This is a genomic window from Mesorhizobium sp. B2-3-14, from assembly GCF_006442175.1.
GTDB lineage: Bacteria > Pseudomonadota > Alphaproteobacteria > Rhizobiales > Rhizobiaceae > Mesorhizobium > Mesorhizobium australicum.
Map to the genome: position 1 here is coordinate 105,732 of NZ_VFVP01000010.1, position 12,679 is coordinate 118,410.

Below are 12,679 nucleotides of genomic sequence, written 5' to 3' on the forward strand. Positions count from 1 at the left end.
CGACGCGCCTGGGGTCTTGTGACGCAACGTAGCCGGTTGACCGTTTTCGCCAGCCGACGAAGTATTGCCCGCGACGCCGTATCACGGTACTGTCACAATCCTGTTGCACCTACACCGTATCCCCGTGCCAAGAGGGATGGCTCGAAGGAGAATCACTCGTGCATACAGTTATGCCGGAATGTGACACTCGGCCGAACGCCAGCAGCGCCTTGCTCGCCGGACGTAATGTCGATTCCGTCATAAAGGGCGCGGCGCTCGGCCGTATCGGCAATCTCGAAGTGCGGCTCGCCCGCAACGAGGCCGAGATCGCGGCCGCGCAGGAAGTGCGTTACCGTGTATTCTATGACGAGCTTGGCGCCAGGAAGGATCTGTTCCAGGCGCAGGACCGCCGCGACGCCGACCGCTTCGACCCGCTCTGCGACCATCTGCTCGTCCTCGACACCACGCTTTCCGGCCCTGAGCACCGTCGCATCGTCGGCACCTATCGGTTGCTGCGGCAAGAAATCGCGGCAACCGCCGGAGGCTTCTATTCCGAAGGCGAATTCGAGCTGACCAAGCTCATCGCCCGCCATCCCAGCCAGCGTTTCCTTGAACTCGGCCGTTCCTGCGTCTTGCCGGAATACCGTTCGAAGCGCACCATCGAAGCGCTATGGCAAGGCATCTGGGCCTACATCAATCACTACGAGATCGGGGTGATGACCGGCTGCGCCTCGTTCCATGGCACCGTGCCGGCCGCGCATGCGGAGGCGCTCACCTATCTTGCCCATCACTGCCGCACCAACTCGGCCTGGGACGTGCGCGCTGTGTCGGGGCGCTATTGCTCCATGGACCTGATGCCAATCGAGGCGGTCAACACCAAGGCGGCGATCGCGGCGATGCCGCCTCTGGTCAAGGGCTATCTGCGGGTCGGCGCTCGCATCGGCGATGGTTGCGTCATCGACCGCGAATTCTCCACGGTCGACATTTTCGTCGTGATGCCGGTCAAGGAGATCGGTGCCCGCTACGTCAACTATTATGGCGGGGAAGCGCAGCGCTTCGCCGCGTGAGCGATTAGGCAGTAGTCAGTAGTCAAGACGACACGATTCGCGCTTCGGCGACTACTGACCACTCCCCTACTCCCTCTCCTCACGGAATGTCTTCCGGCCGCCGGCCGGGCCGGCTCTTGTAGGCTGGAAAGGTCCAGCCGAAACGGAGCGCGCCGCCGCGAACCGCGAACGCCGCGGCGAAGCCGGCCAGCTCTGAAACGATCGGCGGCAATCCTGTGACGTCGCCAGCCGTGAAGATGGCAGCGCCCGTGAGAGCGGCCGTAACATAGATTTCCGGCCTCAGCAGCACCGAGGGTTCGCCGGCCAGCAGATCGCGCAGGATACCGCCGGACGTGGCGGTGAGCACGCCGGTGATGACGGAGACGACCGGCGAACCGGTAATGGCCAGTCCCTTGGCCGCACCCATCACCGAAAAAGCGGCCAGCCCGATGGCGTCGAGCCAGAGCAGCCATTTCCAGCGGGATTCGATACGGTGCGCGGCAAAGAAAACCAGCACAGCGGCCGCCGCGCAAATCAGCACGTAGCTGGAGTTGGCGACCCAGAAAACCGGCAGATTGAGGATGACGTCGCGAAGCGTGCCGCCGCCGATGCCGGTGACGCTCGCCAGGAACAGGAAGCCGATAATGTCGAGCTGTTTGCGCGACGCCGCCAACGCCCCCGTCGCCGCGAAGACGGCAACGCCGGCATAGTCGAGGAGAGCGATCGGGTTCATGGAGTGAGTAGTGAAGTAGTCAGTAGTGAATGGCAATTGGCGAAGCAGGCGCCTCCCCGGCCCGGTCCCTGCTACTCACAACTCTCTATCGCTACCCCACTAATCACGCATCCTTCTCGGCCTGCTCATTGACCGGCCCTGGCTCGACCGGCGCGTCGGCGGCGATTTTCGGACCACCCTTGGCGACGCCGACCATGGCCGGGCGCAGCACCCGCTCGCCGATCGAATAGCCCGGCTGCACGACCTGGACCACGGTGTTGGCCGGAACATCGGGATTGGGCACTTCAAACATTGCCTGGTGGAAATTGGGATCGAACTTCTCGCCCTCGGGAGCGAGTTTCTTGACCCCATGCCGCTCCAGCGCCGACAGCATGGCGCGCTCGGTCAGGTCGACGCCTTCGATCAGCGCCTTGAAGCCGGCATCCCCCGATGCCTTGGCCTCGGCCGGAATGGCATCCAGGGCGCGGCGCAGATTGTCCGACACCGACAGCATGTCGCGGGCGAAATTCGCCACCGCGTAAGTGCGCGCGTCATGCACGTCGCGCGCGGTGCGGCGGCGCAGGTTTTCCATCTCGGCCGCGACCCGCAGCGCGCGGTCCTTCAGTTCTTCATTTTCCTTCAGCAGCCGTACAAGCGCTTCGTAGTCGCCATCGGTGCTGCCTTCCGTGCGCTCGGCATTGGCCTCGGCCGCCTCGGCTTCATTGGGCGTGCGTTCGTCTTTTGCCTGGTCGCTCATCGCCGTTTCCCGTCATCTCGAATGGTATGGATTTTGTGCCCGATATCGAGGTTCGCAGGCCAAAAATCAAGGGGAAAGCGACCGCAGGCGCCTGCGACCCGACCAGGAAAGCACGATGGGGACGCTTCGATTTTAATTCAAATTTTACCGTACTTGCCGGCTTTGCTTGCCACGAGGCGGTGATGCGGGAACCATTCCGCTGCTGGGGGAGTTTCGGAGCCGACGCAGGATTTTTGAAATGATGACCCGCAACAAGCTTGAAAAAGGAGAAAGGCTCGCTGCGGAGGTTCGGCGCCAGTTCGGCGCCGAGGCAGTGACGCGCTTTCTGCGCACCTTGCCAGCCTTCCGCATCGAACCTGACATCCCGGACCGGTTTGAGCAATTGCTCGAGCATCTCGACCGGGTCGAGGATGGCGACGCCGGCTGGCGACGGCAGTAGGACCGCCCGGGCTTTACGCGACAATTACGCACAGTAACTTTGCGTGATCCCTGGCTTGCGGTGGCGACACACCCTGCCTATGCTTCCTGATGAACATGATTTCCCCCGAGGCAGCTGCCAACAGCAAGCGCGCCTGGCTCAAGATCCTGGCGCGCTACAAGAAGCCTGACAGGCGGCGTAGCACACTCGAACTCGCCATCACCCTCATTCCTTTCGCCACGCTGTGGGCTCTGTCTTCCGCTGCCTATGCCTATGGTCATTGGTGGGGACTGGTGCTGATCCTGCCCGCGGCCGGCTTCCTGGTGCGGATTTTCATGATCCAGCACGATTGCGGCCATGGCTCCTTCTTTGCCAATCGCATTGCCGATGACTGGATCGGCCGCGCGCTGGGCATCCTGACGCTCACCCCCTACGACTGCTGGCGGCGTGCCCATGCCACCCATCATGCCAGCGCCGGCAATCTCGACGAACGCGGCATGGGCGACATCAGGACACTGACCGTCGCCGAATACCGGCGGATGTCCTGGCGGGGTCGCCTGGCTTATCGCCTCTACCGTCATCCCCTGGTGATGTTCGGCCTGGGGCCGATCTGGCTGTTCATCTTCTCGCAAAGGCTGCCTATCGGCATGATGCGCGGCGGCCTGACGCCCTGGGTGTCGTCAATGACCACCAATCTTGGCATCGCGCTTGCCGCGGCCATCCTCATCTGGGTCATCGGCCCCGGCGCGTTCCTGATCGTCCATCTGCCGATCGTCATTCTCGCCGGTTCGGCCGGCATCTGGCTGTTCTATGTCCAGCACCAGTTCGAGGAGACCGAATGGGCGAAGGACGAGGAATGGGAGTTCCAGCGCGCCGCCCTGCACGGCTCGTCCTATTACGACCTCCCGCCGGTGCTGAACTGGTTCACCGGCAATATCGGCGTTCACCACGTCCACCACCTCTCCGCCAAGGTGCCCGGCTACCGGCTGCAGGAAGTGCTGCGGGATTATCCCGAGTTGCGCGGCATCGGCCGCGTCACGCTCCTCGAGAGCCTGCGCTGCGTCAAACTGGCCTTGTGGGACGAAAGCAGCCACAAACTGGTGTCGTTCCGCGAAGCGCGGATGGCGGCGTAGAGCATACCGCCGCGCCAGCGCGCGGCGGTATTTCCCAAACCTTTCTCAGGCCGCTTGCCGCTCGTCGCGCATCAGGATCTGGCCATGGCGGATCTCCGTGCCCAGCACCTTCAGGCATTCGCGGATGAAATTGGACAGGCCCGGCCAGCCTTTGGCCGAAACGAGATTGCCGTCGACATGGGCCCCGTTCGGCGCGACGTCGATATAGATGCCGCCGGCCAGCGTGACTTCCGGCTCGCAATAGTGAAGCGCCGCCACTTCCCTGCCCCGCACCACGCCGTCGACCGCGATCAGGATCTGCACGCCATGGCAGATGGTGAAGATCGGCTTGCCTGTCTCATGGAAGTGCCGCACCAGCGCCTGCACGCGCTTGTCGATACGGATGTATTCGGGACCGCGCCCGCCCGCCGCGTAGACGGCATCGTACTGGGCCGGATCCACCTCGGAAAACGTCTTGTTGAGGATGTAATCGTGTCCGGGCTTCTCGGTGTAGGTCTGGTGGCCCTCGAAATCGTGCAGCGATGTCTTCAGCACATCGCCCGCCTTCTTGTCCGGGCAAACGACATGCACGGTATGGCCGACGGCATGCATGGCCTGTTCAAAGACGAAAATCTCGTATTCCTCGCTGAACTCGCCAACGAGCATCAATATCTTCTTGCCAGCCATTCCCGGTTTCTCCCTTTGTGGCCATTTATTTCGGGTCGCGAAATAACAGCGGTATCCTAAGGGCAAGATGCTGGGAGGAAAAGCGCAAATCGCACAATTGGTATGACCAGTTTTTTGGAGTAGAGGCCTTCGGCCTTGCTGGAAAAAGCGTCAGCTGTTGCGAAGGCGCCGCCAGGAATATTTCGGACCCTTGGTCTCCGTTATGGCGGCTGGCTGGTAATAAAGCCCCAACCCGCCGGTGCGGCCTTCTTCCAGGCGCTTCAAGAGCACTGGATTCGAGATCTCGAATTCATCGAAGCCAAGCCGCAGCATGTGCGGCAACGGGTCGACCAAGACCTGCCCGGTGGCACGCAGCGCGCCCGTGAAATGATAACGGCTGCGCAGCAGTTCGCCCTTGGAGAAGGAGCGGCCGTCGCCGAAAGCCGGGAAGGCCAGCGCCACCAGCGACAGCTGGTCGAGCAGGTCGGCGATCTTCTCGAGCTGGTCGCCGGGCTGCAGCACGACGCCGAGCCGCTCCTTCGCCGAGCGGCGCACCTCCGGGTCAAGATCGAGGAACGCCTGCAGCGGCAGGATGAATCGGCCATTGCCGGAAAGCGCGTCGGCGCTTTCGGCATGGCTCCACTCGTCCTCGCGAAAACCCTCCGGGGTCCAGAGCCGGGTCTCCGGTGTCGTCGGTCCAGTCATTAAAATTCCTAAAATTCGAAGAGCTCGAGCGTGTGTTGAAATTCAGGTCAGGCTATGTCGAAAACGGCGGCTTGCGAGAACCGGAGCGGAACGTACTGCAGTCCGTGAGCACCGGAAGCGCAGGAAGCCGCCGTTTGCAGCCCGGCCTCACCTGAATGGCAACATACCTTATAGTGATGCGTCGGTCAGCGACACTTCCAGTCCCGACAGGTGAATGCCGCACTCGGTCTTGGCGTGGCCGGCCCAGCGGCCGCTGCGCGCATCCTCACCCGGCTGCACCGGCTGCGTGCAGGGAAAGCAGCCAATCGACAGATAACCATAGGCGACCAGTGGGTTTTCGCGCAGCGCATGCGCGCGCATGTAGTCGGCCTGGTCCGACGTCGTCCAGTGCGCCAGCGGATTGATGCGAATGCGAGGGCCGACCGCCTCGAACACCGGAAGTGCGGCCCGTGTCGAGGCCTGGAAGCGTTTGCGGCCCGTGAACCAGGCGCGAAAGGGTGCGACGCCACGTGCCAGCGGCTCGACCTTGCGCACGTCGCAGCAGGCATCGGTGTTGTTCTGGTGCAGATTGCCGGTCGGGTCGATCCGTTCGAGCGCCGCTTCGTCCGGCTTGATCACCCGGATGTTGGTCAATCCGAAATCGGCGACCAGCGCGTCGCGATAGCCGAGCGTCTCCTCGAAATGCTTGCCGGTATCGAGGAAGATGACCGGCAGCGTGCGGTCGATCTTGGCGATCATATGCAGCAGTACCGCCGAATCCGCGCCGAACGAAGACACGGCGGCGATCTCGTCGTGAAACAGATCGTTGGCCGATCGTTCGATGATCTCGATCGGGCTGAGATGACCGTAGAGCGCGTCAAACCCCGCCGCTTTGGCGGCGATGCCGTCATCGACATCGGCAATATGGTCAAGCGGCCTTGGCTTCGCCAGCATAGAGCGCCTCCTTGAACGGCGCGGGACCGACACGGCGGTAGGCGTCGATGAATTTTTCCTGCGGGTTGAGCCGAAGGCCGAGATAGGTGTCGACGATCTGCTCGATGGCGTCGGTGATTTCTTCCGAAGAGAAGCCACGGCCGATGATCTCGCCGACCGAAGTGTTCTCGTCGGCCGAACCGCCCAATGTCACCTGGTAGAGTTCGGAGCCCTTCTTCTCGACACCGAGGATGCCGATATGGCCGACATGGTGGTGGCCGCAGGCATTGATGCAGCCGGAGATCTTCAGCTTCAATTCGCCGATCTCGCGCTGCCGCTCCAGCGAGGCGAAGCGGCGCGAGATTTCCTGTGCGATCGGGATCGAGCGTGCCGTCGCCAGCGCGCAATAATCGAGGCCCGGGCACGAGATGATGTCCGAGATCAGGTTGGAATTAGCCGTCGCCAGCCCGATGTCGACCAGCGCGTCATAGACCGCCTTGAGGTCGGCACGCGCCACATGCGGCAGGATCAGGTTCTGCTCGTGGCTGACGCGAAGCTCGTCGAAGGCATATTTCTCGGCAATGTCGGCGACCGCTTCCATCTGGCTGTCGGTCGCATCGCCCGGCACCTCGCCGATACCCTTGAGCGAGATCGTCACCGCCGCGTAGTCGGGGTGGCGGTGCGTCACCACGTTCTGGTCGAGCCAGTCCGAGAAGCCCTTGGAATCCAGCCGCGCCACCTTGACGGCAGCGTCGCCGTCCGGCCGCCCGGTCAGCGCCGGCGGTGCGAAATAGGCCTCGATCGCGCGGATGTCCGCCTCGGGCAGCTTCAGCTCCGCGTCCTTCAATTCCTGCCACTCGGCCTCGACCTGGCGGGTGATTTCCTCGGCGCCGGTCTCGTGGACCAGGATCTTGATGCGCGCCTTGTACTTGTTGTCGCGGCGGCCATAGAGATTGTAAACGCGCAGGATCGCCGTGCAGTAGGAGAGAAGGTCGGCTTCGGGCAAGAAGTCGCGGATCTTCCTCGCCACCATCGGCGTGCGGCCCTGGCCACCACCGACATAGACGGCGAAGCCGAGTTCGCCGGCGGCGTTCTTCTTCAGGTGCAGGCCGATGTCGTGCGTCTGGATGGCGGCGCGATCGCGCTCGGCTCCCGTCACCGCGATCTTGAACTTGCGCGGCAGGAACGAGAATTCCGGATGCACCGAAGACCACTGCCGCAGGATTTCCGCATAGGGACGCGGATCGGCGACCTCGTCGGCGGCAGCCCCGGCAAAATGATCGGCGGTGACATTGCGGATGCAGTTGCCGCTGGTCTGGATGGCGTGCATCTCCACGCTGGCCAGGTCCGCCAGAATCGCCGGAACGTCCGACAGCGCCGGCCAGTTGAACTGGATGTTCTGGCGCGTGGTGAAATGGCCGTAGCCCTTATCGTATTTGCGGGCGATGTGGCCGAGCATGCGCAACTGCTTGCCGTTCAGCGTGCCGTAGGGCACCGCGATGCGCAGCATGTAGGCGTGCAGCTGCAGATAGACACCGTTCATCAGCCGGAGCGGCCGGAACTGGTCCTCGGTGATCTCGCCGGACAGCCGGCGCTCGACCTGGTCGCTGAACTCGGCGACACGGGCCTGGACAAAATCGTGGTCGAACTCATCGTAACGGTACATGCTTCGTCTTTCAGGGCGCGTCCGCCCGTTCACCTGGTGTCCTGGCTATGCCGCCCGCTCGGCCTGCTTGCCGAGGTCGTTGCGGATGGTCGGGCCGGCGGCGCGGATCTTCTCGCGCAGCCGCACCGGCTCGACAACGCCGTCGACGATGTCCGCGTCGATCAGATTGACGTCGACCACTTCATTGTCGGCATGGGCCTTGGCGCCGATCGCCTCCAGCCGATCCTCGGCCGCCTTGTCGTGGGCAAGGTCCGCATGGTCCACCGTCTCGGCCCAGCCGCCATCGGCGTACCACACGGCAATGCCGTCGCCGAGGCGATTGGCGGTCAGTATCTTCATGGCTGAACTCCCTCGGCGGCTGCTACGGGCACGCTCTCGTGCCTGTGTGCCGCGAGCGGCTCGGACCGCTCGAAATTGGCGCCGGCGACGGCGTCGCCGATGATGGTCATGACCGGGCCCGACAGATCGGCGCGCGCTTCCAGCGACGGCAGGTCGGCAAGCGTGCCGTGGAAGCGTCGGCGATTGGCGAGGCTGGCATTCTCGACCACGGCGACCGCCGTGTCCGGCGACAAGCCCGCCTCGATCAGCCGGCCGGCAACTTCGGCCGCGACCGAGCGGCCCATGTAGACGGCAACGGTAGCGCCGGAAATCGCGAGCTTGGCCCAATCCGGCAGTGAATTGCCCTTGAGATCGTGGCCGGTGGTGAACACCATCGAGGAGGAAACGCCGCGCAGCGTCAACGGCAGTTCGAAATCGGCGGCAGCGGCAAAGGCCGCTGTGACGCCTGGAACCACCTCATAGGCGATGCCGGCGTCACGAAGCGCGGCCATCTCCTCGCCGGCGCGGCCGAACACCAGCGGATCGCCCGATTTCAGCCGCACGACGCGCTTGCCCTGACGGCCGAGATCCACCAGCAGCGCATTGATTTCGGCCTGGCTCTTGGTATGGCAGCCCTTGCGCTTTCCCACCGGCAGGCGCTCGGCATCGCGGCGGCCCATGGCGACGATCGCCTCCGGCACCAGCGCGTCATGGACGATGACATCGGCCTCCATCAGCAGACGATGCGCCCGCAGGGTCAGCAGGTCCTCGGCGCCGGGACCGGCGCCCACCAGGGCGATGTGGCCGCGAATGGGCGCGTCGGACAACAGCAGATCGGTGGCGGCTTCGCGCGCCTGTGAAAATTCGCCGGCCTCGACGGCGCGTGCTGGCGCTCCGCCGAAGAAGTCGCTCCAGAAACGGCGACGTACATTGCCCCTGGGCAATCTCTCGGCGGCATTGCGGAACGACGCCGCAAGCGCTGCCAGTGGCCCGAGCGAGGGCGACAGCATGCGTTCGATGCGGCTGCGCAGCATCTGGGCAAGCACGGGGCCCGCGCCTTCGGTACCGATCGCCACGGCGACCGGTGCGCGGTTGACCAGCGCCGGAGTGAAGAAATCACAGAGGTCCGGCCGGTCGACGGCATTGACGGGAATGCCCAGCCGGCGCGCGTCGGCGGCGACGCGACGGTCGAGCGCCTCGTCGCCACTGGCGGCAAACACCATCACGGCGCCTTCAAGCTGCGAAGCATCATACGCGCCGGGCATATGGTTCGCGCCCGTCTCGGCGATGAAGGCCAACAGATCCGGTTCGGCATCCCCAGCGATGATGTGCAGGACCGCGCTCGACTGGGCGATCAGCCGCGCCTTGGCCAAAGCCTCCTCGCCGCCGCCGACAATGGCGACGGCTTCGCCCTCGACCCGCATGAAGACGGGGAAGGCGTTGAGCTTGGTGGTGGCTTGCGACATGACAAAGCAGATCCGGGAACAGGGTCGCAGTTTTACGCCCAAGCGTAAAAAAGCAGAAGCAAAGCACTCGCGCATCCGGTGATGGCAGGCAATCGCTTTTCCGCAACCGCGAAGGGCAGGAGAAAAATATTCCATGCCCATGCACCGGGAGCGCCCGGGCTGCTGAAACGCGCCTTGATTTCAGGCACTTTTAGCTGCCGGCTACCTATCCCACAAAACAGTTTTTTCTAATTTCTACCAATTCAGTAGATTAAAGTCGTGCGGCGGTGATTTCGTCTTCAGCGCCTGTCTGCACGGCCACTCGGTGCTCCGTTCGGGTGGAACGTTGACGGGTCAAAATGCGTTCCCGGTATAGCCACCACTCAACAAGGAGCGTCCCTATGAACACGATCAAACTGAAGCATGGCATTTGGGTTTTGGTGGCCGACGGCGAAAAGGCGCTCCTGCTCAAGAACGCCGGCGACACCAAGTTTCCCAACCTTGAAGTCGTGCAGGTGATGGAACAGGAGAACCCGCCCACACGCGAACAGGGAAGCGACAGCCCCGGTCGATACAATGACGGCCCATCCGTGCATCGCAGCGCGGTCGAGGAGACCGACTGGCATCGCATCGGCAAGGAACGCTTCGCCGAGGAGATTGCCGCCCGCCTCTACAAGCTTGCACATGAGGGTGCATTCGACAGCCTTGTGCTTGTCGCCCCGCCCATGGTGCTCGGCGCGATGCGCAAGAAGCTGCATAAGGAGGTTGGCGACAAGGTGACGGCCGAAATCCCGAAGACCATGACCAACCACGCCATTTTCGAGATCGAGGCGTTGCTGCAGGCAGCCTGACCACGCGCGGCGAAGGCGCCTATCGGGTCGCAGCACGGTCGCCACTGATCCCAGGCACCTGACCGGCAGTCACTCAGCTGCCGGTCAGATTTTTGCCGTCTCGACGTTGATTCGCGGCTTTGCGGGTTGCATCGCCGACACCCCGTCCACCATATTGCAAACAGGCGGCGGCTTAGGGCGGCGCATATCCGACATCGCTGGCTTGAAAGGCGCTCCATAGACAATGCCGCATGACACGCCCCTTATCGCCACCATCGTCGCCGGTCTGGGGCTGGCTTTCGTCTTCGGCGCCCTCGCCAATCGGTTCCGCATTCCGCCACTGGTCGGCTATCTCGTAGCCGGCGTGCTGGTTGGGCCGAACACACCCGGTTTTGTCGCCGACGCCGGCCTTGCCAACGAATTGGCCGAAATCGGCGTCATCCTCCTGATGTTCGGCGTCGGCCTGCATTTTTCGTTGAAGGACCTTCTGTCGGTCCGCGCCATTGCCGTGCCGGGCGCCATTGTCCAGATCGGCTTTGCCACGGCGCTCGGCGCCGGGCTGTCCTGGATGCTCGGCTGGTCGATGGGGGCGGGCGTGGTGTTTGGCCTGGCGCTATCGGTCGCCTCGACCGTGGTGCTGCTGCGCGCGCTTCAGGAACGCCGCTTGATCGAGACCGAGCGCGGCCGCATCGCCGTTGGCTGGCTTATCGTCGAGGATCTGGCCATGGTGCTGGCGCTGGTGCTGTTGCCGGCCCTTGCCGGCGTACTCGGCGGCCAGGAACAGGCCGATGCCCATTCGAGCGGCCTGCTGGCGCTGCCGGCCAGTTACGGCATCTGGGGTGTCGTCGGCGTCACGCTGGCGAAGGTCGCCGCCTTCGTCGTCGTCATGCTGGTGGTCGGCCGCAGGGTCATTCCCTGGATCCTGCACTATGTCGCCCATACCGGGTCGCGCGAACTGTTCCGCCTCTCGGTGCTGGCAATAGCGCTCGGCGTCGCCTTCGGCGCGGCAAAACTGTTCGGCGTCTCGCTGGCGCTGGGCGCCTTCTTCGCCGGCATGATCATGAGCGAATCCGAGCTCAGCCACCGTGCCGCGGAAGAATCGCTGCCGCTGCGAGATGCTTTCTCGGTGCTGTTCTTCGTCTCCGTCGGCATGCTGTTCGACCCGTTCAGCCTGTTCAGCAACGGCCTGCCGATCCTGGCGACGCTGGCCATCATCGTCATCGGCAAGTCGCTGGCGGCGTTCGTCATCGTCGTCGCCTTCGGCTATCCGCTGGCCACGGCCTTGATGATTTCGGCCAGCCTTGCCCAGATCGGCGAATTCTCCTTCATCCTGGCCGAACTCGGCGTCGGGCTGAAACTTCTGCCCGAACAGGGACGGGACCTCATCCTGGCCGGCGCCATCCTGTCGATCGTGCTCAATCCGCTGATGTTCCTGGTCATCGACTGGATGAAGCCGTGGCTCGAGGCCCGCGCCGCCAGGACGGCGCCGCCGGCGGACGCCAAGCCGGTTGCCCCTGCGACGGAACCGGGCCATGTCGCCTCGGTCGCCGTAGCGCCCAAAAAGGAAGACGGCCCGCCACCAAGGACGGCGCTCACCGGTCATGCTATCCTGATCGGCTACGGCCGCGTCGGCGGCCTCGTCGGCGCCGCGTTGAAAGAAGCAGCACGGCCTTTCCTGGTCATCGAGGATGCCGACAAGACGCTGGCGAAGCTGAAAACGGACGGCATCGAAACCGTCGCCGGCAACGCCGCCAACGCCGAAGTCTTCGCCGCCGCCAATCCCGAAGGCGCCACGCGGCTGATCCTTGCCATTCCCAACGCGTTCGAGGCCGGCCAGATCGTGCTCCGGGCACGCGCCGCCAATCCCAACATCAACGTCGTCGCCCGCGCCCATTCGGATGCCGAGGTCGAGCATCTCAAGGGGCTCGGCGCCGATACGGTGATCATGGGCGAACGCGAGATCGCGCGCGGCATTGTCGAAGAGGTGCTTGGCCACAAGCTGCGGGTCGCTGAACCGTCCGCTGCCTGAGCCGGCGCTGCCCACAGGCGCGTTGATCAAGCCACGAATGAACTGCGAAGGCTTGTCACCCTGGCCAGATGAGCGGGCCTTGGC

13 protein-coding genes are annotated in these 12,679 nt (G+C 63.9%); 5 read left to right on the forward strand and 8 right to left on the reverse strand.

What is annotated here, in order from left to right; all coding sequences use genetic code 11:
• Positions 1–170: 170 nt before the first annotated feature.
• Positions 171–1,046, forward strand: a complete 876-nt coding sequence (locus tag FJ950_RS23235) for a GNAT family N-acetyltransferase (protein ID WP_041163320.1) — start codon at positions 171–173, stop codon at positions 1,044–1,046.
• Between the two features lie 79 nt (positions 1,047–1,125).
• On the opposite strand, the gene FJ950_RS23240 is transcribed toward FJ950_RS23235, so the two are convergent.
• Complete coding sequence (locus FJ950_RS23240) at positions 1,126–1,758, reverse strand: trimeric intracellular cation channel family protein (protein ID WP_140618884.1); 633 nt, start codon at positions 1,756–1,758, stop codon at positions 1,126–1,128.
• Between the two features lie 103 nt (positions 1,759–1,861).
• The gene (gene grpE / locus FJ950_RS23245) at positions 1,862–2,494 is read right to left on the reverse strand and encodes a nucleotide exchange factor GrpE (protein WP_015315702.1); all 633 of its coding nucleotides are present in this window, start codon (positions 2,492–2,494) and stop codon (positions 1,862–1,864) included.
• Positions 2,495–2,732: 238 nt separating this feature from the next.
• Between grpE and FJ950_RS23250 the strand changes: the two genes are divergently transcribed.
• Together FJ950_RS23250 and FJ950_RS23255 are read left to right on the forward strand one after the other, a co-directional pair.
• Positions 2,733–2,933, forward strand: coding sequence for a hypothetical protein (locus FJ950_RS23250; protein ID WP_023781176.1), 201 nt, complete (start codon positions 2,733–2,735; stop codon positions 2,931–2,933).
• 89 nt (positions 2,934–3,022) lie between these two features.
• Positions 3,023–4,045: a fatty acid desaturase gene (locus FJ950_RS23255; RefSeq protein ID WP_140618886.1), complete on the forward strand. Its 1,023-nt coding sequence runs from the start codon at positions 3,023–3,025 to the stop codon at positions 4,043–4,045.
• A 45-nt stretch (positions 4,046–4,090) separates the two neighbouring features.
• On the opposite strand, the gene FJ950_RS23260 is transcribed toward FJ950_RS23255, so the two are convergent.
• The 6 genes from FJ950_RS23260 to cysG all read right to left on the reverse strand — a co-directional run bounded on the left by FJ950_RS23260 (position 4,091) and on the right by cysG (position 9,757).
• A complete protein-coding gene (locus FJ950_RS23260) occupies positions 4,091–4,711 on the reverse strand; it encodes a DJ-1/PfpI family protein (protein ID WP_015315699.1) in 621 nt (206 codons plus the stop codon).
• 150 nt (positions 4,712–4,861) lie between these two features.
• Positions 4,862–5,395 carry a DUF934 domain-containing protein gene (locus tag FJ950_RS23265; protein ID WP_140618888.1) on the reverse strand — a complete coding sequence of 178 codons (534 nt, stop codon included), beginning with the start codon at positions 5,393–5,395 and terminating at the stop codon, positions 4,862–4,864.
• Between the two features lie 168 nt (positions 5,396–5,563).
• Positions 5,564–6,328, reverse strand: coding sequence for a phosphoadenylyl-sulfate reductase (locus FJ950_RS23270; RefSeq protein WP_023770638.1), 765 nt, complete (start codon positions 6,326–6,328; stop codon positions 5,564–5,566).
• A complete protein-coding gene (locus FJ950_RS23275) occupies positions 6,303–7,973 on the reverse strand; it encodes a nitrite/sulfite reductase (protein WP_140618890.1) in 1,671 nt (556 codons plus the stop codon). Before FJ950_RS23275 ends, FJ950_RS23270 begins: the two co-directional genes overlap by 26 nt.
• Positions 7,974–8,018: 45 nt before the next feature.
• Positions 8,019–8,312: a DUF2849 domain-containing protein gene (locus tag FJ950_RS23280; RefSeq protein ID WP_015315695.1), complete on the reverse strand. Its 294-nt coding sequence runs from the start codon at positions 8,310–8,312 to the stop codon at positions 8,019–8,021.
• Entirely contained in the window at positions 8,309–9,757 is a 1,449-nt protein-coding gene (gene cysG, locus FJ950_RS23285; protein ID WP_140618892.1) for a siroheme synthase CysG, read from the reverse strand. Before cysG ends, FJ950_RS23280 begins: the two co-directional genes overlap by 4 nt.
• 380 nt (positions 9,758–10,137) lie before the next feature.
• Between cysG and FJ950_RS23290 the strand changes: the two genes are divergently transcribed.
• Both FJ950_RS23290 and FJ950_RS23295 read left to right on the forward strand, forming a co-directional pair.
• Entirely contained in the window at positions 10,138–10,587 is a 450-nt protein-coding gene (locus FJ950_RS23290; protein WP_015315693.1) for a host attachment protein, read from the forward strand.
• 223 nt (positions 10,588–10,810) lie between these two features.
• Positions 10,811–12,595, forward strand: a complete 1,785-nt coding sequence (locus FJ950_RS23295; RefSeq protein ID WP_140618894.1) for a cation:proton antiporter — start codon at positions 10,811–10,813, stop codon at positions 12,593–12,595.
• Positions 12,596–12,679: the final 84 nt, after the last annotated feature.

Bases quoted from the DNA above. Each gene is read 5' to 3' on its own strand.
- FJ950_RS23235 (WP_041163320.1), top strand. From the start codon at position 171: ATGCCGGAATGTGACACTCGGCCGAACGCCAGCAGCGCCTTGCTCGCC.
- FJ950_RS23240 (WP_140618884.1), bottom strand. From the start codon at position 1,758: ATGAACCCGATCGCTCTCCTCGACTATGCCGGCGTTGCCGTCTTCGCG.
- grpE (WP_015315702.1), bottom strand. From the start codon at position 2,494: ATGAGCGACCAGGCAAAAGACGAACGCACGCCCAATGAAGCCGAGGCG.
- FJ950_RS23250 (WP_023781176.1), top strand. From the start codon at position 2,733: ATGATGACCCGCAACAAGCTTGAAAAAGGAGAAAGGCTCGCTGCGGAG.
- FJ950_RS23255 (WP_140618886.1), top strand. From the start codon at position 3,023: ATGAACATGATTTCCCCCGAGGCAGCTGCCAACAGCAAGCGCGCCTGG.
- FJ950_RS23260 (WP_015315699.1), bottom strand. From the start codon at position 4,711: ATGGCTGGCAAGAAGATATTGATGCTCGTTGGCGAGTTCAGCGAGGAA.
- FJ950_RS23265 (WP_140618888.1), bottom strand. From the start codon at position 5,395: ATGACTGGACCGACGACACCGGAGACCCGGCTCTGGACCCCGGAGGGT.
- FJ950_RS23270 (WP_023770638.1), bottom strand. From the start codon at position 6,328: ATGCTGGCGAAGCCAAGGCCGCTTGACCATATTGCCGATGTCGATGAC.
- FJ950_RS23275 (WP_140618890.1), bottom strand. From the start codon at position 7,973: ATGTACCGTTACGATGAGTTCGACCACGATTTTGTCCAGGCCCGTGTC.
- FJ950_RS23280 (WP_015315695.1), bottom strand. From the start codon at position 8,312: ATGAAGATACTGACCGCCAATCGCCTCGGCGACGGCATTGCCGTGTGG.
- cysG (WP_140618892.1), bottom strand. From the start codon at position 9,757: ATGTCGCAAGCCACCACCAAGCTCAACGCCTTCCCCGTCTTCATGCGG.
- FJ950_RS23290 (WP_015315693.1), top strand. From the start codon at position 10,138: ATGAACACGATCAAACTGAAGCATGGCATTTGGGTTTTGGTGGCCGAC.
- FJ950_RS23295 (WP_140618894.1), top strand. From the start codon at position 10,811: ATGCCGCATGACACGCCCCTTATCGCCACCATCGTCGCCGGTCTGGGG.